23 protein-coding genes are annotated in these 24,559 nt (G+C 63.9%); 16 read left to right on the top strand and 7 right to left on the bottom strand.

Annotation, left to right across the window (positions count from 1 at the left end; translation table 11 throughout):
- Positions 1-27: 27 nt before the first annotated feature.
- Positions 28-858, bottom strand: coding sequence for an alpha/beta hydrolase (locus GR138_RS24215; protein ID WP_160861842.1), 831 nt, complete (start codon positions 856-858; stop codon positions 28-30).
- Between the two features lie 305 nt (positions 859-1,163).
- Here GR138_RS24215 and GR138_RS24210 point away from each other — a divergent pair, with 305 nt between their 5' ends.
- The 7 genes from GR138_RS24210 to GR138_RS24180 all read left to right on the top strand — a co-directional run bounded on the left by GR138_RS24210 (position 1,164) and on the right by GR138_RS24180 (position 8,216).
- The gene (locus tag GR138_RS24210) at positions 1,164-2,783 is read left to right on the top strand and encodes an AMP-binding protein (RefSeq protein WP_160861841.1); all 1,620 of its coding nucleotides are present in this window, start codon (positions 1,164-1,166) and stop codon (positions 2,781-2,783) included.
- A gap of 1 nt (position 2,784) precedes the next feature.
- On the top strand, positions 2,785-3,621 hold the full coding sequence (gene kynA, locus GR138_RS24205) for a tryptophan 2,3-dioxygenase (RefSeq protein ID WP_160861840.1): 837 nt from the start codon (positions 2,785-2,787) through the stop codon (positions 3,619-3,621).
- 39 nt (positions 3,622-3,660) lie between these two features.
- Positions 3,661-4,797, top strand: a complete 1,137-nt coding sequence (locus tag GR138_RS24200; protein ID WP_160861839.1) for an ABC transporter substrate-binding protein — start codon at positions 3,661-3,663, stop codon at positions 4,795-4,797.
- A gap of 94 nt (positions 4,798-4,891) precedes the next feature.
- Positions 4,892-5,812: an ABC transporter permease subunit gene (locus tag GR138_RS24195; protein WP_160861838.1), complete on the top strand. Its 921-nt coding sequence runs from the start codon at positions 4,892-4,894 to the stop codon at positions 5,810-5,812.
- Positions 5,813-5,819: 7 nt separating this feature from the next.
- On the top strand, positions 5,820-6,791 hold the full coding sequence (locus GR138_RS24190; protein ID WP_160861837.1) for a branched-chain amino acid ABC transporter permease: 972 nt from the start codon (positions 5,820-5,822) through the stop codon (positions 6,789-6,791).
- Positions 6,784-7,533: an ABC transporter ATP-binding protein gene (locus GR138_RS24185; RefSeq protein WP_160861836.1), complete on the top strand. Its 750-nt coding sequence runs from the start codon at positions 6,784-6,786 to the stop codon at positions 7,531-7,533. Before GR138_RS24190 ends, GR138_RS24185 begins: the two co-directional genes overlap by 8 nt.
- The gene (locus GR138_RS24180; protein WP_160861835.1) at positions 7,530-8,216 is read left to right on the top strand and encodes an ATP-binding cassette domain-containing protein; all 687 of its coding nucleotides are present in this window, start codon (positions 7,530-7,532) and stop codon (positions 8,214-8,216) included. Before GR138_RS24185 ends, GR138_RS24180 begins: the two co-directional genes overlap by 4 nt.
- 7 nt (positions 8,217-8,223) lie before the next feature.
- Here GR138_RS24180 and GR138_RS24175 read toward each other — a convergent pair whose 3' ends face one another.
- The 5 genes from GR138_RS24175 to GR138_RS24155 form a co-directional block, all read right to left on the bottom strand.
- A complete protein-coding gene (locus GR138_RS24175; RefSeq protein ID WP_160861834.1) occupies positions 8,224-9,192 on the bottom strand; it encodes a threonine ammonia-lyase in 969 nt (322 codons plus the stop codon).
- A 69-nt stretch (positions 9,193-9,261) separates the two neighbouring features.
- Positions 9,262-10,509 (bottom strand): kynureninase, encoded by a 1,248-nt coding sequence (gene kynU / locus GR138_RS24170; protein ID WP_160861833.1) that lies wholly within the window; start codon positions 10,507-10,509, stop codon positions 9,262-9,264.
- Between the two features lie 15 nt (positions 10,510-10,524).
- On the bottom strand, positions 10,525-11,448 hold the full coding sequence (locus tag GR138_RS24165) for an ABC transporter permease (protein ID WP_160861832.1): 924 nt from the start codon (positions 11,446-11,448) through the stop codon (positions 10,525-10,527).
- Positions 11,449-11,453: 5 nt separating this feature from the next.
- Positions 11,454-12,233: an ABC transporter ATP-binding protein gene (locus tag GR138_RS24160; RefSeq protein WP_160861831.1), complete on the bottom strand. Its 780-nt coding sequence runs from the start codon at positions 12,231-12,233 to the stop codon at positions 11,454-11,456.
- A gap of 58 nt (positions 12,234-12,291) precedes the next feature.
- Positions 12,292-13,278, bottom strand: coding sequence for an ABC transporter substrate-binding protein (locus tag GR138_RS24155; RefSeq protein WP_160861830.1), 987 nt, complete (start codon positions 13,276-13,278; stop codon positions 12,292-12,294).
- Positions 13,279-13,437: 159 nt separating this feature from the next.
- Here GR138_RS24155 and GR138_RS24150 point away from each other — a divergent pair, with 159 nt between their 5' ends.
- The 9 genes from GR138_RS24150 (at position 13,438) to GR138_RS24110 (ending at position 22,920) form a co-directional block, all read left to right on the top strand.
- The gene (locus tag GR138_RS24150; protein ID WP_160861829.1) at positions 13,438-14,199 is read left to right on the top strand and encodes a GntR family transcriptional regulator; all 762 of its coding nucleotides are present in this window, start codon (positions 13,438-13,440) and stop codon (positions 14,197-14,199) included.
- An 80-nt stretch (positions 14,200-14,279) separates the two neighbouring features.
- The gene (locus GR138_RS24145) at positions 14,280-14,804 is read left to right on the top strand and encodes a MarR family winged helix-turn-helix transcriptional regulator (protein ID WP_160861828.1); all 525 of its coding nucleotides are present in this window, start codon (positions 14,280-14,282) and stop codon (positions 14,802-14,804) included.
- A 197-nt stretch (positions 14,805-15,001) separates the two neighbouring features.
- Positions 15,002-17,323, top strand: coding sequence for a bifunctional salicylyl-CoA 5-hydroxylase/oxidoreductase (locus GR138_RS24140; protein WP_160861827.1), 2,322 nt, complete (start codon positions 15,002-15,004; stop codon positions 17,321-17,323).
- Complete coding sequence (locus tag GR138_RS24135; RefSeq protein WP_160861826.1) at positions 17,320-18,090, top strand: SDR family NAD(P)-dependent oxidoreductase; 771 nt, start codon at positions 17,320-17,322, stop codon at positions 18,088-18,090. Before GR138_RS24140 ends, GR138_RS24135 begins: the two co-directional genes overlap by 4 nt.
- Positions 18,091-18,101: 11 nt before the next feature.
- A complete protein-coding gene (locus tag GR138_RS24130) occupies positions 18,102-18,944 on the top strand; it encodes an enoyl-CoA hydratase family protein (RefSeq protein WP_160861825.1) in 843 nt (280 codons plus the stop codon).
- 2 nt (positions 18,945-18,946) lie between these two features.
- Positions 18,947-20,134, top strand: coding sequence for an acyl-CoA dehydrogenase family protein (locus tag GR138_RS24125; RefSeq protein ID WP_160861824.1), 1,188 nt, complete (start codon positions 18,947-18,949; stop codon positions 20,132-20,134).
- An 11-nt stretch (positions 20,135-20,145) separates the two neighbouring features.
- Positions 20,146-20,577: a thioesterase family protein gene (locus GR138_RS24120; protein ID WP_160861982.1), complete on the top strand. Its 432-nt coding sequence runs from the start codon at positions 20,146-20,148 to the stop codon at positions 20,575-20,577.
- The gene (locus tag GR138_RS24115) at positions 20,555-20,950 is read left to right on the top strand and encodes a RidA family protein (RefSeq protein WP_160861823.1); all 396 of its coding nucleotides are present in this window, start codon (positions 20,555-20,557) and stop codon (positions 20,948-20,950) included. The genes GR138_RS24120 and GR138_RS24115 overlap by 23 nt, the downstream gene beginning before the upstream one ends.
- A gap of 11 nt (positions 20,951-20,961) precedes the next feature.
- Entirely contained in the window at positions 20,962-22,920 is a 1,959-nt protein-coding gene (locus GR138_RS24110) for a 3-hydroxyacyl-CoA dehydrogenase NAD-binding domain-containing protein (RefSeq protein WP_160861822.1), read from the top strand.
- Positions 22,921-23,014: 94 nt separating this feature from the next.
- Here the strand turns inward: GR138_RS24110 and GR138_RS24105 are convergent, their stop codons facing one another.
- A complete protein-coding gene (locus tag GR138_RS24105) occupies positions 23,015-24,346 on the bottom strand; it encodes a dicarboxylate/amino acid:cation symporter (RefSeq protein WP_160861821.1) in 1,332 nt (443 codons plus the stop codon).
- Positions 24,347-24,559 lie beyond the last annotated feature (213 nt).

Raw genomic sequence — 24,559 nt, 5'->3', positions numbered from 1 at the left:
GGCTGGCTCGTCTTTCCAACGGTGCCGTCACGCCGACAGCAGGGTCCGGGTCAGCGGATGCGCCGCGTCGGTCAGGCCGTCGAGAATGTCGAAGTGATGTTTGTTGGGCTCGACGACCTCTGCGGTGGTCGCGCCCAACCCCGTCCAGATATTGGCGAGCAACGCGGTCTGGCGCAGGAATTCCGCGCGTTCGCTGCCGCCAACCCAGCAGGTGATGCGGGTATTTTCCATCGGCCGCAGCAGCGCCGGGCTTTCGGCAAGCGCTTCCGCTTCGTCGAGGGCAAGCTTTTCGTTCATCGCGGTGGATAGAAGCGGGCGCAGGTCGTGCAGGCCGGAAATGGAGACGACATTGCGGATGCGCTGCTGAACGTGGGGCGCGAGAGGCGACGTCGCCGTGACCATCCGGCTGGCGAGATGTCCGCCGGCGGAGTGCCCGGTCAGCATCAGCGGGCCTTCGACGCGCTTTGCGGCTTCCCCGATGGCTGCGGCGACTTCCCTTACGATCTCTGCGATGCGAACCTCCGGGCACAGCGTGTAGGACGGCATGGCAACGGCGAAACCGCTCGCGATGGCACCAGCGGCCAGATGCGACCAGACGCTTTTATCGGTCTGCAGCCAAAAGCCACCATGCACGAAGACGACCAGGCCTTTGGCTGACCCTTCCGGGAGAAAGAGATCCAGGCGGTTGCGCGGACGCTCGCCATAGGCGAGGTCGAGTTTCGCGCGCCCGGCCGAAAGCAATGTGTCGCGGAACGCCTCGGCGGGCCGGGTCCAGGCCTCCGGCCAACGATCGCTGCGTGCGATGTTCACGCCATTGGCATAGGCGTCGTCCCAATCCGAAATGCGGTATTCCAGCATCGCTGCACTCCTCCCGTTGATGCGGCCAGCGCCATAGCAATCGCCCGGACCGTCGGCAAAGGCAATGCCATCGGACGAGAAACTTTATGCTTGAAATAATTTTTGACAGATGCGATGCTGCTCCATGTTCAGCGCAGAAGTGGAGGTCTTCGCTGTGCCCATCACCATCGATGCATTTGTTGCGCGACGACGCGATCCGGCGAAGCCATGCCCGGACGAGTGTCATTGCGCGGCCAAACACCATCTCATCGGCTTTGAACGCGCCTGGGAAACAGGTAGGACTGGAACAGGGGAGTAGCCGCTACATGCTTGGACCGACCGCACATGTCGATACGTTCACCCGCGACAACCTGCCGCCGCCGGGGGAATGGCCGGATTTCCTGCTCGACGGCTTCGACTATCCGGACCATCTCAACGCCGCCGTGGAACTGACGGATGCAATGGTCGCGAAGGGTGTGGGCGACCGGACCGCGCTGATCGGCAACGGGCGGCGGCGCACCTACAAGGAACTCTCCGACTGGACGAACCGGCTGGCGCATGCGCTCGTTGAAAATTACGGCGTGAAGCCCGGCAACCGCGTCCTCATCCGCTCGGCCAACAATCCGGCCATGGTTGCCTGCTGGCTTGCCGCCACCAAGGCGGGCGCCGTCGTGGTCAATACGATGCCGATGCTGCGCGCAGGCGAACTCACGAAGATCGTAGACAAGGCCGAAATCAGCCTGGCGCTCTGTGATACGCGCCTGATGGACGAAATGATCGCTTGCGCCAAGGACAGCCGCTATCTCAAACAGGTCATCGGCTTTGACGGTACCGCGAACCATGATGCGGAACTAGACCGTGTCGCGCTCGACAAGCCGGTCACCTTCGACGCCGTTCGAACGGGACGCGATGACGTGGCGCTGCTCGGTTTCACATCCGGCACCACGGGCGTGCCGAAGGTGACCATGCACTTTCACCGCGACCTGATGGTAATCGCCGACGGGTATGCGAAGGAAGTTCTCACGGTGACTCCCGAGGACGTCTTCGTCGGCTCGCCGCCGCTCGCCTTCACCTTCGGCCTCGGCGGTCTTGCCATCTTTCCGCTACGCTTCGGCGCGGCCGCGACGCTGCTCGAGCAGGCGACGCCGGCGCTGATGGTGGAGATCATAGAAACCTACAAGGCGACGATCTCGTTTACCGCCCCCACCGCCTACCGCGCCATGTTGAAGGCGATGGATGCCGGCGCGGACCTCTCGTCGTTGCGTGTCGCCATCTCCGCCGGTGAAACGCTGCCCGGTCCGGTCTTCGACGAATGGACACAAAAGACCGGAAAGCCGATCCTCGATGGAATCGGCGCAACCGAAATGCTGCACATCTTCATTTCCAACCGTTTTGAAGACCGCAAGGCGGCCTCCACCGGCAAACCCGTGGGCGGCTATGAGGCGCGGATCGTCGACGAGGAGATGCAGGAACTGCCGCGTGGTACGGTCGGCAAGCTTGCGGTGCGCGGCCCGACCGGCTGCCGCTACATGGCCGATGCCCGCCAGCGCGACTATGTGCGCGACGGCTGGAACCTCACGGGCGACGCCTTCCTGCAGGACGAGGACGGCTTTTTCCACTTCGCCGCCCGCTCCGACGACATGATCATCAGCGCGGGCTACAACATCGCCGGCCCTGAAGTAGAGGCGGCCCTGATCGCCCATGCGGACGTGGCAGAATGCGCCGTGATCGGTGCAACCGATAGCGAGCGCGGCCAGATCGTCGAGGCCCATGTCGTTCTGGTGGCCGGCGTTTCGGCCGACGAGGCGACGATAAAGCGCCTGCAAGATCATGTGAAGGCATTGATCGCCCCTTACAAATACCCCCGCTCGGTGAAATTCCTGGATGCCCTGCCGAAGACGCCGACGGGCAAGATCCAGCGTTTTCGCCTGCGCACGGAGCATTGAAATGAGCAAGCCGTACGACCCTTCCACGGAAGGCGCGCAGATGTCGTTCAAGGAACGCATGTCCTACAGCGATTATCTCAAGCTGGAAAAGGTGCTGACGGCGCAGGCGCCGCTGTCGGACGCGCATGACGAGATGCTGTTCATCATCCAGCACCAGACCTCGGAACTCTGGATGAAGCTTGCCCTGCATGAGATCAGTTCGGCGATCCGGTCGCTTCGGGAGGATCATCTGGAGCCCGCCTTCAAGATGCTGTCGCGCGTCGCTCGCATCTTCGAACAGCTCAACAGCGCCTGGGACGTGCTGCGCACGATGACGCCGAGCGAATATACCGAGTTCCGGGATTCGCTTGGGCAATCCTCGGGTTTCCAGTCCTGGCAGTACCGGGCGATCGAATTCCTTGCCGGCAACCGCAACCTCGCCATGCTGCGCCCGCACGCGCATCGCCCCGATATCATGGAAAAGCTGGAAGCCATTCTCGCCGCACCTTCGCTTTACGACGAGGCGATCCGGCTTCTGGGCCGCAACGGCTTCGACATCGGCGACGAGGCGGAACGCGGCGACTGGCGCGAGACGCGCGCCGAGAACGGCAAGGTTTTTGCAGCCTGGCAGACCGTCTATCGCAACCCGCAGCGCTACTGGATGCTCTACGAGCTTGCCGAAAAGCTGGTCGATTTCGAGGATTATTTCCGGCGCTGGCGCTTCAACCACGTTACCACGGTCGAGCGCATCATCGGCTTCAAGCGCGGCACCGGCGGCACCTCCGGTGCATCCTATCTCAAGAAGATGCTGGAAGTGGAACTCTTCCCCGAGCTATGGCATGTTCGTACAGACCTTTGATAGAACACAATAAAAACCGAACTTTATGAGGAGAACAGCATGAACCGTATTTTGGCAGCGAGCCTCTTTGGCCTTTCTCTCGCGACATCCAGCCTTGCCTATGCAGAACCGGTGAAGATCGGCGTCATCACCACGCTTTCGGGCGGCGGTGCCGGCCTCGGCATCGACATGCGCGACGCCTTCACGCTCGCCATCAAGCAGTCGGGCAACAAGGACGTGGAACTCGTGATCGAGGACGACGCCCAGAAGCCGGAACTGGCGGTGCAGATCGCGGAAAAGATGATCCAGGGCGACAAGGTCGATCTGATGACGGGCATCATCTGGTCGAACCTCGCCATGGCCGTCGTGCCGAACACGGTGGCGCAGGACGTCATCTATCTTTCGCCGAACGCCGGCCCCTCGGCGCTGGCCGGCACGAACTGCAACGCGAACTATTTCAACGTGGCCTATCAGAATGACAACTTCCATGAAGGCATGGGCGAATATGCCAACAAGGACTACAAGAACTCGTTCATCCTCGCGCCCAACTACCCGGCGGGCAAGGATGCGCTGACCGGCTTCAAGCGCTTCTATAAAGGCAGCCTGGCCGGCGAGGTCTACACCCAGGTCGGCCAGACGGACTATGCGGCCGAGATCGCGCAGATCCGCGCATCGGGCGCCGATTCCGTCTATTTCTTCCTGCCCGGCGGCATGGGCATTGCCTTCATGAAGCAATATGCCCAGTCGGGCGTCGGCATTCCGGTCATGGGCCCTGGCTTCTCCTTCGATCAGGACGTGCTGCCGGCCGTCGGGGATGCAGCGCTCGGCGTGAAGAATTCCGCCAGCTGGTCGCCGGACCTCGACAACGAGGCCAGCAAGGCCTTCGTCGAAAGCTTCAAGGCCGAGTACAACCGCCTTCCCTCGGTCTATGCGGCGCAGAGCTGGGACACGGCAAACCTGATCCTCTCGGCGCTGTCCAAGGCAAGCGTCAAGGACAAGGATGCCTTCCGCGCGGCACTGAAGGCGGCCGACTTCAAATCCGTGCGTGGCACGTTCGCCTTCAACAAGAACCAGCACCCGATCCAGAACATCTATGTGCGCGAGGTAGTGAAGGATGGCGATATGCTGACCAACAAGATCGTTGCGACCGCCTTCGAAAATCACAAGGACGTCTATGCCGACCAGTGCGGCCTGTAACGCCTCCTGACGTCTGATCGCCCGGGCGTTCGGCTTTCTGCCGGCGCCCGGGCGATGGGCTACGCGATCCCGACCTCAAGCCCGGACCGACGCCGTGTTCACCGCACTCCTCATCGAACAACTCCTGAACGGGCTCCAGCTCGGCGTCATGCTGTTTCTTATGGCCGCCGGCCTGACGCTGATTTTCGGCGTAATGGGCCTGATCAACCTCGCCCACGGCTCGCTCTACATGATCGGCGCCTTCGCCTGCGCCGCGGTGGCCGCGGCCACCGGCTCCTTCTGGTTAGGCCTCGTCGCCAGCCTTGCCGCCGCCGCCGGCGTCGGGGCGCTGATCGAAGTCGCGGTCATCCGAAGGCTTTACGACCGCGACCACCTCGACCAGGTGCTCGCCACCTTCGCGCTGATCCTGATCCTGTCCGAGGGCGCGCGCTGGCTTTTCGGCTCGTTCCCGCTCTATCTCGATATTCCCAAACAGCTTCAAGGGGCGGTGCCGCTGCCGGGCGGCGGCCAGTACCAGCTCTACCGTCTGGCGATCATCGCCGTCGGTATTGCGGTGGCCATCGGCCTCTATCTCCTGATTTCCCGCACGCGGCTCGGCATGCGCATTCGCGCTGGCGAATCCGACCGCGAGATGATCGCCGCCCTCGGCGTCGATATCAGCACGCTCTACACCGTGGTCTTCGCGCTTGGCGCCGCGCTTGCGGGTCTCGCGGGTGCCCTGGTCGGTGCGCTCCAGTCGGTTCAGGTCGGCATGGGCGAGCCGGTGCTCATCCTCGCCTTCGTCGTCATCGTCATCGGCGGCATCGGCTCCATCAAGGGCGCACTCGTCGGCGCGGTCATCGTCGGCGTTGTCGATACGATGGGCCGTTTCCTGCTGCCGTCGTTGCTTGCGCTGACCATGCCGGCCGCGCAGGCCACCACGATCGGCGCAGCGCTTGCCTCGATGCTGATCTATGTCGTCATGGCGCTCATTCTCGCTTTCAGGCCGAGCGGCCTGTTCGCGACCCGGTCGTGAGGATCCGATGACCCGCGAAACCACCGTCAACCTGCTCATCACCCTCCTTCTTCTTGGCCTGCCGCTCGTCGCGGCCGGCATGGGCGAACCCTTCTATGTGACGCTCGCCACCCGTGTCGTCGTGCTCGCGCTCGCTGCCGTCGGCCTCAATCTTGCGCTGGGGCTCGGTGGGCTGCTGTCTTTCGGGCACGCCGCCTTCTTCGGCCTCGGTGGCTACGTCGCCGGCATTCTGGCGACCCATGCGTTCAACGCCGAACCGCTCTTTGCCGGCATTCCCGGCACAACCTCGATGCCGCTGATCTGGCTGGCTGCGGTCGTGGTCGCCGGGCTGGTCGCGCTGCCGATCGGCGCAATCAGCCTGCGCACGACCGGCGTCTACTTCATCATGATCACGCTCGCCTTCGCGCAGATGATCTACTATTTCGCCATCTCCTGGCCGGCTTATGGCGGCGAGGACGGCCTGTCGATCTATGTGCGCAACGCCTTTCCCGGCATCAACACCGCGCAACCGCTGCCCTATTTCCTGATCTGTTTTGCCGTGCTGATGGCAGCGCTCCTGCTGTTTCGCCTCGTCGAGGGCTCGCGCTTTGGCAGCGCGCTGCAGGCGGCCCGGCAGAATGGGGTGCGCCTTGCCGCTGTCGGCATCCCGCCCTTCCAGATACGGCTCGTCGCCTTCACGCTCTCGGCGATGATCACCGGCCTTGCCGGCGCGCTCTATGCCGATCTCAATCGTTTTGTCGGCCCATCCATGCTCTCCTGGCACATGTCGGGCGAGCTCATGGTGCTCATCATCCTCGGCGGCAAGGGGCGGCTCTTCGGGCCTGTTGCCGGCGCGATGATCTTCGTCTGCCTCGAATATGTGCTCGGCGGCATCACCGAGCGCTGGCAGTTCTTCCTCGGCCTCATCCTGCTCGGCATCGTGCTTTTCGCGCGTGGCGGGCTGCTCGGCCTGCTCTCGGGAAAGCCGCGCCATGTCTGAGCCCATTCTCGAAATCCGCGATCTGCGCAAATCCTTCAATGCCTTGAAGGCCACGGATGGCGTCAGCCTCGACCTTCATCCCGGCCAGATCCACGCGCTGATCGGCCCGAACGGTGCCGGCAAGAGCACGCTCATCCACCAGATCTCCGGCTCGCTTGCCGCCGACAGCGGTACGATCCGCTTTCTCGGCCAGGATATAGGCGGGCTCGACATGGCGGCGCGGGCAAGGCTCGGGCTTGCCCGCAGTTTCCAGATCTCCTCGCTCGCGCAGGAATTCTCCGCGCTGCGCAACGTCATGCTGGCGATCCAGGCGAAGGAGGGCAGCAGCTTCCGGTTCTTCCGGCAGGTGGCAAGTGACAGAAGCCTGATTGATCCGGCCATGGCCATGCTGGAGCGAGTTGGCCTTGCCGCGCGCGCGAAGGTACCGGCGGCGGAGCTATCGCATGGCGAACGCCGCCAGCTTGAAATCGCCATCGCGCTCGCACTCTCGCCCAAAGCCTTCCTCTTCGACGAACCCATGGCGGGCATGGGGCCGGAGGGCTCCAAGCAGCTGACATCGTTCCTCGATGGCCTGCGCCACGAAGCGCCGATGCTCTTGGTGGAGCACGACATGGATGCGGTTTTTGCACTGGCAGACCGCATCTCGGTGCTCGTCTATGGCCGCATCATCGCGACGGGCACGGTCGATGAAATTCGCCGCGATCCGGACGTGCGCCGCGCCTATTTGGGAGAAACCGCGTGACCCTCCTTGATCTCAAAGGCCTCGAAACCTTCTACGGCGCTTCGCAGGCGCTGTTCGGCGTCGATCTCGACATTCGGGAAGGCGAAGTCGTGGCCCTCATGGGGCGCAACGGCATGGGCAAGACGACGACGATCAACTCGATCATCGGCCTTGTGCGCCCGCGCGCCGGTGTGATCAATTTTGGTGGCAAGGCGATTTTCGGCATGCGGCCGCATCGCATCGCCAGGCTCGGCCTTGGCCTCGTGCCCGAAGGACGGCGCTGCTTTCCCAACCTGACGGTGATGGAAAATCTCGTCGCCACGGCGCGCGGCAGCGAATGGACGTTTGCGAAAGTCATCGATCTCTTCCCCCGCCTTGGCGAGCGGCGCGACCAGTATGCCCGCACGCTGTCCGGCGGAGAACAGCAGATGCTTGCCGTCGGCCGTGCCCTGATGACCAATCCAAGGCTGCTCATTCTGGACGAAGCCACCGAGGGTCTGGCACCCGTCATCCGGCAAGACATTTGGTCCGCGATCCGCAAGCTGAAGGCCGCCGGCCAGTCGATCCTCGTCGTCGACAAGACGCTCTCGGAACTGCTTCCGGTGGCCGACCGGTGTTTCGTGCTGGAAAAGGGCGCAACGGTCTTCGAAGGCACGCCGGCGGGGCTGACCCCGGAACTTCAGGACCGCTATCTCGGCGTTTGATACTTGCTCAGGCGGCCGGAACGCCGCCGCCAAGCACCACGGAATAGGCCTCCGCATCAATATTGCCGCCGGAGATGACGCAGACGATATTTCCCGTCAGATCGGGTCGTGCCATCGCGGCAGCAAGAGATGCGGCACCCGCCCCCTCTGCGACGACCTTCGCCTTCCTGAACAAAAGCCGCATCGCCTCGGTCACCTCGGCGGGGCTGACGGCGATGGCACCGTCGATCAAAGCGCGTGCGACGGACCAGAGCTGCGGCACCAGCGACGGGCCGCCGATGCTCTTGATGAAGGACGGACGGGTTTCCACCGTGACGATTTTGCCGGCTGCAAGGGCGGCGCCAACCGGAGCGGCGCTGTCGTCCTCGACCGCAAAGACGCGCACCCGCGGCGATACGGCCTTCAGCGCGCTTGCAACCCCGGTGGTCATGCTGCCGCCGCCATAGGGTGTAAGCACGGTATCGACGTCAGGCAGATCCTCGACGATTTCCATGCCGATCGAACCATTGCCGGCCAGCACCGCCTGGTCGGTCACCGGGTTGATCAGCAATTCCGGCGCATCTGGCCGATCCGCAGCGACAATGTAATCCCACCAGGTTTGCGCGCTGATGAAACGCACCTCCCCGCCAAGGTCACGCACCCCATCGATCTTGGTCTGCGGCGCCCCGCGATACATATAGGCGACCATCGGGACGCCGGCGCGCCGCGCGGCCCAGGCCATGCCATAGGCCATGTTGCCGGAACTGGTAACGGCGACGCCGTTGCCGAGGGCCGAGCGATCACGTGACAACACGGCGTTCAGCGCCGGCCGGAGCTTGAAGGCACCAATCGGCGACAAGGTTTCCAGCTTCAGGAAGATCGTTCGGTCCGGGAGGCCAAGATCGAGCTTGACGAGCGGCGTGCGGGCCAGGTGGGGCGCGATGCGTATGCGTGCCTCGGTGATCTCGTCGAGGGTCGGGCGGCGTGGTGTCGTCATGGCGAAAATCCCCCTGATATCCTTTGAGGATGAGAGGCTGCGGACAGCGCGCCGCCCGCAGTCGCAAAATCAGGTCACGGCCGCACGGACGGCAAAACGCGCGTCCTGCCATGCGCCGGTGCGCAAAATGTCTTCGAGGATCACCACCGCCTGCCACACATCCGCATAGCGGACATAGAGCGGCGTGAAGCCGAAGCGCAGGGTCGAGGGGGCGCGGAAATCGCCGATGACGCCGCGAGCGATCAATGCCTGCATGATCTCATAGGCGTTCGGGTGGCTGAACGACACCTGGCTGCCGCGTTTTGCGCGGTCGCGCGGGCTTTCCAGTTCGAGGCCATGGCCGGCGCATTTTTCTTCGACGAGCGCAATGAAGAGATCGGTGAGGCCGAGGCTCTTTTCGCGCAGGGCGGCCATGTCGACTTCGTCCCAGATGTCGAGTGCGCCCTTTAATGCGCGAAGCGACAGGATCGGCTGTGTACCGCACAGGAAGCGGCGGATGCCTTCACCGGCGGCATAATGCTTTTCGAAGGCGAAGGGCCGGGCATGACCCCACCAGCCGCTGAGCGGCTGGCTGATATCGCCATGGTGCCGCTCGGCGGCATAGATGAAGGCCGGTGCGCCTGGGCCGCCATTCAGGTACTTGTAGGTGCAGCCGACGGCGAAATCGACATTCGCGCCGTCGAGATCGACCGGCAGCGCGCCGGCCGTGTGGCAAAGATCCCAGATGACGAGCGCACCGTGCTCGTGAGCCTTCCGCGTCAGCGCCGCCATGTCGCGCAACTCGCCTGACTTGTAGTTGACGTGGTTGACGAGAACCACCGCGACAGTGCCGTCGATGAGGTCTTCGATGCTTGGTGCGTCGACACCTTCGAGACGGAGCGATGCACCGGGACGTGTCGAAACCACGCCCTCGGCCATATAGATGTCCGTCGGAAAACTGCCGCCTTCGCTGACGATGACCGAGCGGTCTGGCCGCAGTGCCATCGCCGCATGCAGGGCCTTGTAGATGTTGATCGACGTCGTGTCGCAGACGACCGTCTGGCCGGCGGCGGCGCCGATCAGCCGTCCGACGCGGTCGCCCAGCGCCAGCGGCATGTCGAACCAGCCGGCGGTGTTCCAACTGCGGATGAGGTTCTGCCCCCATTCTTCCGTCGCCGCCTTCTGCAGTTCGGCGAAGGCGGCATGCGAGGCGACGCCGAGGGAATTGCCGTCGAGATAGATGAGGCCAGAGGGCAGGATGAAGCGCTCGCGCATGGAACGCAGCCCATCGGCCGCATCCATGGCCTCGATCCGGGTGAAATCGGGAAGTGCAGTCATCGGATGGTCCTTGGATTATTCACGAACGGTTTCGCGGGCGGCGGCCGGCCCGCGGCTGCGCTTGAGACTTGGCAGCGCCAGCATGGCCAGAACGAACAGGCCGGTCGCCAGCTTCAGGTCCGGCGGCGGCATGCCGGCGGCGAGGCAGAAGGAAACGAGCTGGTAATAGACGATGGCGCCGACGAAGGGCGCGGCGAGCTGGCGCGGCACGCTTTGTTTGCCGACGATCGCCTCGCCGATCATCAGGGCGGCTAGCCCGTTGATCAGGATGCCGAGGCCCATATTGACGTCGGCAAAGCCCTGCGACTGCACCATCAGCGCGCCACCAACAGCCGAAAAGGCGCCGGCAAGCCCGACACCGCCAATGGTCGCGAGCCAGACATTGATGCCCTGCGCCTCGGCCATATCGGGATTGGCGCCGACTGCGCGGACGGCCGTGCCCTTCTCGGTGCGGAAGAAATAGAGCAGCAGGACGAAGACGAGGAGGCCGATTGTGCCCGCCATGACGATCTTGCTCGCCGGAAAACCGGGCTGGAGAAACGGCACCCAGTCGAACACCGTCGTCGAGCCGAAGACCGAGAGGTTCGAGCGGCCCATTATGCGAAGGTTGATCGAGTAGAGCATCGTCATCATCAGGATGCCGGCGAGCAGGGTGTGGATGCGGAAGCGCAGATGGATGAAGGCCGTGCAGCAGCCGGCGACGAAACCGGCAATGAGCGCAATCAGGATCGCCGGGAGCGGCGCCATGCCGGCGGCCATCAGCACGCCGCAGACGCAGCCGCCGAGTGGAAATGCCCCTTCGCTGGTCAGGTCCGGAAAGCTCAGCATGCGGAAGGGGATCATGATGCCGAGCACGACGAAGGCGAGGATGAGGCTCTGTGCCAGCGTGACGGGAACGAGGGCGATGAAGCTCGCGAGGGTGTTTTGAAGAAAATCCATGATCGTCAGCTCGCCAGAAACATGCGGTCGGTTTTGACGGAGAAATGGCCGATCAGGTCGGGGACCGTGATCGCGGCCTTTTCTCTGCCGGCGATTTCCAGGCGCACGCGGCCGGCATCGAGCATGATGACCCGGTGGCCGAAATCCACGGCGTGCTGCATGTTGTGCGTCACCATCAGGGTCGTCAGCTTGAGGGCCTCGACGGCGCGGATCGTCGCCTGCATGACGATGTCGGCGGTGCGCGGATCGAGCGCCGCGGTGTGCTCGTCGAGCAGCAGCAATTCCGGCGAACCGCCGACCGCCATGATCAGCGACAACGATTGCCGCTGGCCGCCGGAAAGCAGCTCCACCCGTGTGTCGAGGCGGTTTTCGAGGCCGAGGCCCAGCAGCGAGAGGCGCTCCTTGTAGGACGCCAGCCGCACGGGATTGAGGCCGCGGCGGAGTGTGCGCCTGTTGCTCCTGAGATCGGCGAGCAGCATGTTTTCCGCCACCGTCATCGAGGCGGCCGTGCCCTTCATCGGGTCTTGGAACACGCGGGCGAGCCGGATGGCGCGCTTGTGCACGGGCATGGCTGTCACGTCGTCGCCATTGATGAGAACCTTGCCCGTATCGAGGACGAGCGCCCCGGAAATGGCGTTGAGCATGCTGCTCTTGCCGGCACCATTCGAGCCGATGACGACGCCGAATTCACCGGTTTCGAGGCGCAGATTGAGATCGTTGAGGGCGGTCTTCTCGTCTGCCTGCCCCTTGTAGAACACCTTGCGGGCTGACCGGATTTCCAGCATTGGCTTCCCCCTTTATTGTTGGGTGACGGCGCTTGGTGCGCCGCCACCGGTTCGCAGATCAGTCGATCAGGCAACCGCAATCGGCAAGTGACGCCGGCACGTCGAGACCGAAGGCGGCGAGCGTCTTCTTCGAGATCAGCGGCTTGTGGTCCTCATAGGCCGGGCGCCAGGGAGCGATGGACTTCGGGTCCTTGCCTTTGAGGATTTCCGCGGCGATCTTGCCGGCGGCAAGGCCGACCTGCTCGTAGTTCACGGCAAAACTTGCCGGAACGACGCCATCGCGCACCGCACCGTCATCGGAATTGACGATCGGGATCTGTGCCTGGCGCGCGGCGGCGGAAACGGCCGCGATCGCCGGCTGGAGCAGGTTGGACGCCGGCGTATAGATCACGTCGGCCTTGCCGGCGAAGGAGGCGATGCGCTGCTGGATGTCGTTGACATTGTCGATGCCGACGTCCGTCACCTCGAAGCCAGCCGCGGGGGCCGCTTCCTTGATCTTTTCCAGCAGTGCCGCGTCGTTCGCCTCGCCCGGATTGTAGGGCACGCCGAAGCGCTTGGCATTCGGCAGCAGCTTGTGGGTGAATTCCATCACGGCGGCGACGTCCTGAAGATCCGTCGCCCCGGTCATTCCCTCGTCGCCGGCCTCCCAGGAGGGTACCAGCTTGGCGGCCACCGGGTCGGTGACGGCGGAGAAGACCACCGGAATGCCGGAGCCGGCAAGCGCCTTCTTGGCGATCTGCGAGACGGGCGTGGTGATCGTATAGATCAGCTTCGGCTGTTCGGCCTGGAGCTTGGCGATCATCTGCGGCACCAGCGAGGCGTCGAAATTGGTGTGGCTCTCGGAGTAGACGACGTCGGTTCCCTCGACGAAGCCGTTTTCCGCCAAAGCCTTCTTGAAGCCGGCGATCGATGCGGCGAGCTGCGGATGTTCGCCGAAATTGGCGATGCCGATGCGGATGGGCTCGGCCACCGCTGTTCCCGCGCCCCATGCGAGGGCGCCGGCGACCAACAGTCCGGAAATCCAGTTCTTCTTAAGGCTGCTCATGAAATCCTCCCAGAGATGACAAGCGGCCGCCGTTCCTCAGCGGCTTGCGAGGATCATGGCGATGGAGGGCTTTCTTGTCAAATAAATATATATAGTTTTGAAGACAGCGACAAACTATATATATTTGTGTCCATCGGGTGCAGGCGTTAAGGGAACGTGATGCAAGATCAGGGGCAATCGACCAAAACCGAATCCGCCTACCGGCTTCTGCGGCGCGACATTCTCGCGACGCGGCTGAGGCCCGGCGCGCCGATGAAGCTCAGCGCGTTGCGCGACCGCTACGAGCTCGGCTGGACCCCGCTCCGCGAGGCGCTGTCGCGCCTGGAGGCGGAGGGGCTTGTCACCGCAATCAGCAATCGCGGTTTTGCCGTGGCGCCGGTCTCGCGCGAGGAGCTTGAGGATCTCACCCGCGCGCGTCTGGTCGTCGAAGTCCCGCTTCTCCTTGAGGCGATAGAAAACGGCGGCAGCGACTGGGAATCCGCGGTCGTCACGGCGCATTATCGGCTGTCGCGCTGCAAACTCGTCGTCGAGACCGCGACCGAAAGCGAGATCGACGAGTGGGATGAGAAGCACACCGCCTTCCATGCGGCGCTGATCAGTGCGGCGCGGTCGACCTGGCTCCTGCGGTTTCAGGCGACCATTTCCGACCAGCTCCGCCGGCATCACCGGTTCCTCAGCCTCGCCCCGGCGATACGGGCCGCCGAAGGCAGGAGCGAGGGGTATGAGGAGGCGGTTGCCGCGCTGCGCGACGCCATGGCGATCGAGCACCACACGGAACTCATGGAGGCCGCGCTCGACCGGAACGCCAGCCACGCGCAGGCGCTGATGGCCGACCACATCGGCTTTACGGTCAATGTCTATGTGCAATCCGAAGACGGCGGTGGCGCCCTGCCCGTTCCGCGCACGCAACTGCCGAAATGACGGCGCGACGGTCCGGCCTGTCCAAGCGCTGGAAACATCTCTAAAAGACAAGGTGACGGGATAGAAAGCGGGCATTTGCAATGACGGGTGACGACACGTTCGACATCGCGCCGGATTGGCTGGATGGCGAAACCAAGGTCTTGGAGGCTCCGCACGATCACCGCGCCGAGCTTCGGCTGTGGCTGCGCCTGTTGACGTGTTCGACCCTGGTCGAGAGCGAGGTGCGGCGGCGGTTGAGGGAAGAATTCGATTCGACCCTGCCGCGCTTCGACCTGATGGCCCAGCTCGAACGTGCGCCGGATGGCATGGTGCTCGGCGAAGTCTCCAAGCGCATGATGGTCTCGCCGGGCAATATCACGGTTCTGGTGGAGCGGCTGACCGAGAGCGGGCATCTCAGTCGCACGACGCTGCCGACCGACCGACGCGTGCAGATCATCGCGCTTACCCCCTTCGGCCGTGGCGAATTCGAGAAAATGGCGGCCCGCCATGCCGACTGGATCTCGGACCTCTTCGCCGGCCTGGCACCGAACGATGGCGGCGTGCTGATGGATGAGCTTGCCAAGCTTAAACGCTCTATCGTCGCGTCCCTCGCCAAGGGTGCCTGAGGCGCCCTCTCGTCCTTTCTGATGTCCGCTTGAGACGGGTCGGCCCCGCTTAGAGCGTCGGCTGGACGACATCGGCACGCCCAAAACAATTTTAAGCTTGAAATTTCTTTCGAACGGGTCCACCTTGCTTCCCGCAGTCCGAGACGCCCAGCGTCTTGACAGCGACACGCGCAGCCGGACCTCGGGAGGAGAACGACATGCGGATCGTCTGTATCGGTGGTGGGCCTGCCGGTCTCTACTTTGCGCTGCTCATGAAACGCCAGCACCCGGAACACCAGATCACTGTCGTCGAGCGCAACCGCGCATTCGATACATTTGGCTGGGGGGTGGTCTTTTCCGATGCCACCATGCAGTCGATGCGCCAATGGGATCCGGAGACGGCGGAGGCGATCGAGGTCTCCTTCAACCATTGGGACGACATCGAACTCGTCTTCAAGGGCCGCAAGATCCGCACGACGGGCCACGGCTTCGTCGGCATCGGCCGCCGGAAGATGCTCAACATCCTGCAGGACCGCTGCTTGGAACTCGGCGTCGAACTGCTGTTCGAGCGCGATGTGGAAAGCGAGGCGGAATTTGCCGATGCGGATCTCATCATCGCGTCGGATGGTGTCAATTCGCGCATCCGCAACAAATATGCCGAAGTCTTCCAACCCGACATGGTCGTGCGGCCCAACCGCTATATCTGGCTTGGCACCAACAAGCTGTTCGATGCCTTCACCTTCGATTTCCAGCGCACAGAGCACGGCTGGTTCCAGTCGCATATCTATCGCTTCGACGACACGACCTCGACCTTCATTGTCGAGACGACGGACGACGTCTACAAGGCCCATGGCCTTGACCGGATGGACCAGCAACAGTCCATCGAGTTCTGCGAAAAGCTCTTTTCCGGCACGCTGGACGGCCATTCGCTGATGACCAATGCGCGGCATCAGCGCGGCTCGGCCTGGCTGAACTTCGGCCGGTTGATCTGCGAGAAGTGGAGCCATTTCAACGGCAACAGCCATGTCGTGCTGATGGGCGACAGCGCTCATACCGCCCATTTCGCCATCGGCTCGGGCACCAAGCTCGCCATCGACGATGCGATCGAGCTGACCCGTCAATTCGACAGGCTCGGCCACGACAAGGCGCAAATCTCCGCCGTGCTCGCGGCTTACGAAGACGTGCGCCGCGTCGACGTCGCCCGCATCCAGAATGCCGCGCGCAACGCCATGGAATGGTTCGAGGTCGTCGGCACGCGTTATGCCGATACGCTGGAGCCCGAGCAGTTCATGTATTCGATGCTGACCCGCTCGCAGCGCATCAGCCACGAGAATCTTCGCCTGCGCGACAAGGTCTGGCTTGAAGGTTTCGAGCGCTGGTTCGCCGAACAGGCGGGCGCGGAGCCTGCGGCAAACGGCACGGTGCCGCCGCCGATGTTCACACCGTTCAAACTCCGTGGCCTGACGCTGCGCAACCGCATCGTGGTGTCGCCGATGGCGATGTATTCGGCGACGGACGGCGTGCCGGGCGATTTCCACCTCGTGCATCTCGGCGCGCGCGCCATGGGCGGTGCCGCCCTCGTCTTCCCCGAAATGACCTGCGTGTCGCCCGATGCCCGCATCACGCCCGGCTGCCTTGGCCTGTGGAACGACGATCAGCAACAGGCCTTCCAGCGCATCGTCGATTTCGTCCACCATCAGACGCCGGCCAAGATCGGTATCCAGCTCGGCCATGCGGGACGCAAGGGCGCCACGAAGCTGGCCTGGGAGGGGATCGACCAGCCGCTTGCGGAGGGCGGCTGGCCGCTGATGTCTGCTTCCGCGCTACCCTATCTCGCCCATTCCCAGACGCCGCGTGAAATGACCCGAGAAGATATGGACCGCGTCATCGACGACTTCGTGCAGGCGACCGAACGGGCGCGTGATCTCGGCTTCGATATCCTCGAACTGCACGCCGCGCACGGCTATCTGCTGTCGAGCTTCCTGTCGCCGCTGACCAACCGGCGCACCGACGGCTACGGCGGCGAGCACGCGGCCCGCGCCCGCTTCCCGCTCGAAGTGTTCCACGCCATCCGCAAGGTGTGGCCCGAGGACAAGCCGATCTCGGTGCGCCTGTCGACGCATGACTGGCTCGAAGGCGGCAACACGCCGGAGGACGCGGCGATTTTCGCCCGGATGTTCAAGGAGGCCGGCGCTGACATGATCGATTGCTCCTCCGGCCAGGTGGTGAAGGAGGAAAAGCCGGTCTATGGCCGCCTGTTCCAGACGCCGTTCTCCGACAAGATCCGCAATGAGATCCAGGTGCCGACCATTGCCGTTGGGGCGATTTCCGAGGCCGACCACGCCAATTCGATCATCGCAGCCGGCCGTGCGGATCTCTGCGCCGTCGCCCGCCCGCATCTGGCCGACCCCTCCTTCGTCCTGCACGAGGCGGCGAAGATCGGCTATGACGCCCAGCCCTGGCCAAAACAGTACCATTCCGCCCGCGGGCAATATGTGAATAACCTCGCCCGTGCGGCAACGACGGCGGGCAAGTCATGAGCAGACGGCACGCTCTCGTCACAGGCGCCGGCAGCGGCATTGGCAAGGCGATAGCGCTTGCCCTCGCAGCCGATGGCCATACCGTGAGCCTTGCAGGCCGGCGCGCAGCCCCGCTGGAGGCCGTGCGCGATGAAATCCGTGCGTCAGGCGGAGAGGCCTTCGTTCACCACGGTTTCGACGTGACCGATGCCGGGTCGGTAGAACGCGGGATCGCCGGCGCCATCGCGCAAGCCGACGATATTGCGGTCCTCGTCAATTGTGCCGGCGAGGCGCCGTCCGCGCCTTTCGAGAAAACCGACCTGGCGCTCTGGCAACGGGTCCTTTCCATCAACTTGACGGGCGTCTTTCTGGTGACGCAGGCCGCACTCGCCTCCGTGCGCCGGGCCGGGAACGGCCGGATCGTCAATGTCGCCAGCACCGCCGGCCTTACCGGCTACGCCTATGTCTCGGCCTATTGCGCATCCAAACATGGTGTCATCGGTCTGACGCGGGCGCTGGCACTGGAGCTGGCGCGTAGCGACGTGACCGTCAATGCCGTCTGCCCGGGTTTCACCGACACGCCGCTCATCGATGGCGCGCTCGACACGATCAGCGAGAAGACCGGCCGCTCGCGCGAGGACGCCCGCGCTACCCTCGCCCGCGCCAATCCTCAGGGCCGGCTGGTGACACCCGGCGAGGTGGCCCACACCATTTCCTGGCTCGTCTCGGAAAAGGCGACTGCGATCACCGGCCAGGCCATCGCGGTCGCCGGCGGCGAAATCCTGTGAGGAGAGACGACATGACGAACCCCATGCAGGCCAAGAAACGTCCCTTCAAGGGTCATGAGGCAAAACACTTCCTGTTCGAAACGGATGCCGACGGCCGCGTCGCCACGATCACGCTCAACCGCCCGGACAAGAAGAACCCGCTGACCTTCGAAAGCTATGAAGAGCTTGGCGATCTCTTCCGGGCACTTTCGCGCGCCAGCGATATCCGCGTGGTCGTGCTGACCGGCGCCGGGGCCAATTTCTCCTCCGGCGGGGATGTGTTCGAGATCATCGAGCCGCTGACGCGCATGGCTATGCCGGATCTTCTCGACTTCACCCGCATGACCGGCGAACTGGTGCGCCAGATGCGCGCCTGCTCGCAACCGATCATCGCGGCCGTGGATGGCATTTGCGCCGGTGCCGGCGCCATTCTGGCAATGGCCGCGGATTTCCGTATCGCAACACCGGAGGCGAAGACGGCGTTCCTGTTCACCCGTGTCGGGCTTGCCGGTGCGGATATGGGCGCCTGCGGTATCCTCCCCCGCATCATCGGCCAGGGCCGTGCCGCCGAGTTGCTCTTCACCGGACGGGTCATGACGGCGGCGGAAGGCCATGCCTGGGGGTTTTACAATGCCGTGCACGAGCGCGATACGCTGCTCGCCGAAGCGCAAAAGTTTGCCCGCACGATCGCCGATGGTCCGTGGTTCGCCCATGCCATGACGAAAAAGATGCTCGATCAGGAATGGGCGATGGGCATCGACCAGATGATCGAGGCGGAAGCGCAGGCGCAGGCGATCTGCATGGCGACCGGCGATTTCCGTCGCGCCTTCGACGCCTTTGCCGCCAAGACGAAGCCGGTCTTCGAGGGGAACTGACCATGCACGCCGACCCGAAGACGCCGACACGCGATCACCTCGACTGGCCGTTCTTCGACGAGAGCCATCGCACCCTTGCGGCCGAGCTTGACGGTTTCATTGCCCGTGGCGGCCTCGACGACGTCGATCACAGCAATGTCGATGCCGCCTGCCGGCAGCTGGTGGGAGCCCTTGGTGCCGCTGGCCTTCTTCGCCACTGCGTGCCAGGAGCGTTCGGCGGTGCGCGCGAGGAGATCGACAGCCGGGCACTCTGCCTTGCGCGCGAGACGCTTGCCTATGCCGATGGCCTCGCCGACTTCGCCTTCGCCATGCAGGGGCTCGGCACCGGCGCGATCAGCCTTTCCGGCTCGCAGGCGCTGAAGGAACGCATCCTGCCCAAGGTCGCGACCGGCGAATGGATCTCGGCTTTTGCGCTTTCCGAGCCGGAGGCCGGATCGGATGTCGCTGCCCTTGCCTGTGCGGCGCGCCGCGACGGCGACGATTTCGTGCTCGACGGTGAAAAAACCTGGATCTCGAACGGCGGCATTGCCGATGTCTACACGGTCTTCGCCCGCACCGGAGAGGCGCCCGGCACGCGCGGCATTTCCGCTTTCGTCGTCTTCGCGGATACGCCAGGCTTCACGATTGCCGAGCGCATCGAGACGATTGCACCGCATCCACTCGCCCGCATCCGTTTCGACAATTGCCGCATTCCGGCAACACAGCTTCTCGGAAGCCCCGGCGAAGGCTTCAAGATCGCCATGCGCACGCTCGACATTTTTCGCCCATCGGTCGCCGCCGCCGCCACCGGCTTCGCGCGCCGCGCACTCGATGAAGCGGTGTCGCACGCCAAAAACCGAAAGATGTTCGGCGCGACGCTGGCCGATCTGCCGACAGCGCAAAGCACGCTTGGCGAGATGGCGACCGCCATCGATGCCGCGGCGCTGCTGACATGCCGCACCGCGTGGAAGCGCGATGTGCAGAAGCTGTCGACGACGCGTGAAGCGGCGATGGCGAAGATGACGGCGACGGAAAATGCGCAGTGGGTCATCGACCAGGCGCTCCAGCTTTTCGGTGGCCGCGGCGTGCGCTCCGGCGAGATCACCGAGCGGCTCTACCGCGAGATCAGGGCACTGCGCATCTACGAGGGCGCGACGGAAGTGCAAAAGCTCATCATCGGCCGCGAGCTGATGAAGAGCTCGGCGCGATAGGAGGGCAGGCCATCGTGTACACGACCAAAAAGCCGCTGCGGTTCGGGGATTGCGACCCTTCGGGGATCGCCTACTTCCCGTCCTATCTCAACATCCTCGTGGGCGTGCTGGAGGATTTCTTCGCCTCACTCGGTTTTCCCTGGAAGGCGATGACCGACGAGCGGCGCATCGGCGTGCCGACGGTGCGCCTCGACCTCACGTTCCGCCGCCCAGGCTTTCAGGGCGACGAACTGGATTTCGCGCTCGCGGTGCACGGCATCGGCCGTTCGTCACTCGACATGGAGCATACGGTGTCGGCGCGGGGCATTGAGCTCTGGACCGCCAAACACCGCATCGTCGCCACCTCGCTCGACAGCCACGCCTCGCTTCCTTGGCCGGACGATATTCGCACCGCACTGACATCTCATCTGGAGACGCCCCATGCACACCATCCTGCAACCTGAAGGCTGGGCGAAGCCCATCGGCTATTCCAACGGCGTGGCGGCAACGGGCCGCACATTTTTCGTCGGCGGCCAGATCGGCTGGAACGAGCGCTCCGAATTCGAGACCGACGATTTTGTGGAACAGGTGCGCCAGACACTGAAGAACGTCGTCGCCGTGCTCGCGGCAGGCGGCGCCGAGCCCCATCACATCACCACGATGACCTGGTATTTCACCGACAAGCAGGAATATCTCGGCAACCTGCGCGGCATTGGCCAGGCCTACCGCGAGACCATCGGCAGGCATTATCCGGCGATGGCGGCGATGCAGGTGGTCGCACTGGTAGAGGATCGCGCCAAGATCGAAATCCAGGCCACCGCGGTCGTCCCAGAGTGAGGCTTGCCGCAATGGCCGAGATGCGATTTTCGCAGAGTGTTTCTGCCCGCCTGGAGGGCGGCGTGCTCGTCGTTGCCATCGACAATCCGCCCGTCAACGCCCTCTCGGTGCATGTCCGGTCCGGGCTGGTCGCAGCGCTGGATTACACTGTCAACGCATCGCATATCGTCGGGCTTGTCATCTCGGGCGCAGGCCGCACCTTTATCGGCGGGGCGGATATCCGAGAGTTCGGCACGCCCCCGGTCGGGCCGTCGCTGCCTGACGTGATCGACCGGATCGAGGCTTTCGATAAACCCGTAATCTGCGCCGTGAACGGTGCAGCACTTGGCGGCGGTTGCGAGGTCGCGCTCGCCTGCCATGGGCGCATTGCCGGCGAGACCGCCACGTTCGGCCTGCCGGAGGTGAAACTCGGCATCGTTCCCGGTGCCGGTGGAACACAGAGGCTGCCGCGCCTGATCGGCACGATTGCAGCCATCGACCTCATCGGAACGGGGCGGGCGGCAAAGGCGGACGAAGCCTTAGCGCTCGGCCTCGCCGATGCCGTCGTTGCCGACCCTCTCACGGCGGCCGTTGCGGCCGTGCGTGACAATGCTGGGCGACCGCTTCGCCGCACCGGCGGGATGAATGTTCCCGCCGCGGACAGCGCCGCTATCGACATGGCGGCGACAAAGATCATTGCCAAGAGCCGCGGCCAGTCCGCCCCCGCTGAGGCTGTTCGCCTTGTGAGGGCCGCAGGCAGCCTCGGCCTCGAACAGGGCTTGGCGGAGGAGCGCGCCACATTCCTGCATTTGCGCGATTCCACGGAATCGGCGGCCCTGCGGCACGTCTTTTTCGCCGAGCGCGCCGCCGGCAAGGTCGAAACGCTCGCCGATGTGGCGCCGCGGCGGATCGACACCGTCGGGGTGGTCGGCACCGGGCTGATGGGCTCCGGCATTGCTGTCTCGGCGCTGACCAGCGGTTACCGCGTCGTCGCGTTGGAGCAGACTCGCGAGGCCGCGGCCAGTGGACACGAGCGCATCGCCGGCCTTCTCGACAAGGCCGTGCAATCCAGGCGTCTGACGGCGGAGGCACGCGATGCATGCCTTGCCCGGCTGGAAACGACCGCCGAGGCGAAGGACCTTGCGACCGCCGACCTCGTCGTGGAAGCCGTCTTCGACGATCTTTCCGTCAAGACGGCGCTGTTTCGCACGCTCGACGGCATCGTGGCGCCGGGCGCCATTCTGGCGACCAATACGAGCTATCTCGATCCGGATACGATTGCGGCCGCCACGGCCGATCCGTCCCGGGTGGTCGGCCTGCATTTCTTCTCGCCGGCCAATGTCATGCGGCTGGTGGAGGTCGTCGATTGCGCGAAAACCGCGCCCGATGTGCTGGCCAGCGCGCTCGCTTTCGTCAAACGCCTCGGCAAGCTAGCCGTGGTCTGCGGCGTCACCGAAGGTTTCATCGGCAACCGCATCTTCTCTGCCTATCGCCGCGAGGCGGAGTTCATGCTCGAGGATGGCGCCCTGCCGTACCAGATCGATGCCGCGCTTGAGGCCTATGGCTTTCCGATGGGCATTTTCGCCGTCAATGACATGGCCGGCCTCGACATCGCCTGGGCGCGCCGCAAGCGACAGGCTGCAGCCCGCGACCCGGCGGAGCGCTATGTCGAGATCGCCGACAGACTGTGCGAGGCTGGTCGTCTTGGCCGCAAGACCGGCCTCGGTTGGTACACCTACGCAAACGGCGAACGCATGGTCGATCCCGTCGTGACGGCGTTGATCGACGCGGCGCGGGTGAAGAAAGACATCGTTCCGCGCGCTTTTACGGCAGAGGAAATCATGGATCGTCTGCTCATGGCCATGGTCGATGAGGGGAAAGCATTGCTCGCGGAGGGGGTCGCCACGCGACCCGGCGACATCGATCTGGTCATGATTAACGGTTACGGCTTTCCCGCTCACAAGGGCGGGCCGATGTTCGCCGCGCAATAGCACCACGAGCCGACGGCGGGTAGCGACTGGCGCAAACAAAAAGGCGCCGCACGGAGAGCGGCGCCTCGTACTGGTGCGTTTGCCGGCCGGATGATTATTCAGCCGGCTGGAGAACGGGTTCCTCGATCAGCGTTTCCGGTGCGGCGCCGCCCAGCACTTCCTTCAACTTCGCCTCGTCCAGTTCGTTTTCCCAGCGGGCGACGACGATGGTGGCGACGGCGTTGCCGACGAAGTTGGTGAGCGCGCGGCATTCCGACATGAAACGATCGATGCCGAGGATCAGCGCCATGCCGGCGACCGGCACGGAGGGCACGACCGAAAGCGTGGCGGCAAGCGTGATGAAGCCGGCGCCCGTGATGCCGGCGGCACCCTTCGAGCTCAGCATGGCGACGAGGAGAAGAAGCAGCTGATCACCGAACGACAGCGGGATATCGACCGCCTGTGCGATGAAGAGGGCTGCGAGCGTCATGTAGATGTTGGTGCCGTCGAGATTGAACGAATAGCCGGTGGGAATGACGAGGCCGACGACCGAGCGCTTGCAGCCGGCCTTTTCCATCTTCTGCATCAGGCCCGGCAGTGCCGCTTCGGAGGACGAGGTGCCGAGAACGAGCAGCAGTTCCTCCTTGATGTAGCGGATGAGCGCGAGGATCGAGAAGCCGTTGTATCTGGCGACGGCGCCCAGCACCACGAAGACGAAGAGAAGCGAGGTGATGTAGAAGGTGGCGATCAGGAAGGCGAGGTTGGCGACCGAGCCGATGCCGTATTTGCCGATGGTGAAGGCCATGGCGCCGAAAGCGCCGATCGGCGCCGCCTTCATCAGGATGGCGACCAGCCGGAAGATCGGGCTCGTCAGTGCCTGAAGGAAATCGACGACCGGCTTGCCCTGCTCGCCGACCATGCCGAGCGCGATGCCGAACAGCACCGAGAAGAACAGCACCTGCAGGATGTCGCCTTCCGCGAAGGCGCCGACGATGGTCTGCGGGATGATGTTCATCAAGAAGCCGGTGATGGTCGATTCATGCGCCTTGCTCGCATAGGTCGCCACCGCATTGGCGTCGAGCGAGGCGGGATCGATATGCATGCCGGCACCCGGCTGCACCACATTGGCGACCAGCATGCCGATGGCCAGCGCCAGCGTGGAGAAGGTGAGGAAGTAGATCATGGCCTTGCCGGCGACGCGACCGACTTTCCTCAGATCCGACATGCCGGCAATGCCGGTGGCGACCGTCAGGAAGATCACCGGCGCGATAATCATCTTGACGAGCTTGATGAAGGCATCGCCGAATGGTTTCAGGCTGGCGCCGAACTCCGGATAATAATGGCCGACCAGCATGCCGGCGACGATGGCGACGATCACCTGGAAATAGAGATGGCGGTAGAAAGGCAGGGGAGCACGCGGTTGCGTGTCGACAGACGAAATGTGCATGGCTTCCTCCATTCGCACCCCAACCGGAAACCGGCTCTTCCCGGGGTGACTTGCTGAAACTGGAACATGTTCAGCAAGGGGCGTGCCAGACCACGCGATGGCTTGTAACCGATTGTAAATATATGATTATTTTTTCACCCCGTAAGACGACTGTTGCATCTTGTGCGGTTTTCCGCACGCAATGCATTGAGTTTCGTGCGGTTTCATGCTCAA

This window comes from Shinella kummerowiae (assembly GCF_009827055.1).
Taxonomy (GTDB): domain Bacteria; phylum Pseudomonadota; class Alphaproteobacteria; order Rhizobiales; family Rhizobiaceae; genus Shinella; species Shinella kummerowiae.
Note: the sequence above shows the minus strand (reverse complement) of the source record. Positions and strands in the feature narration are given on the sequence as shown.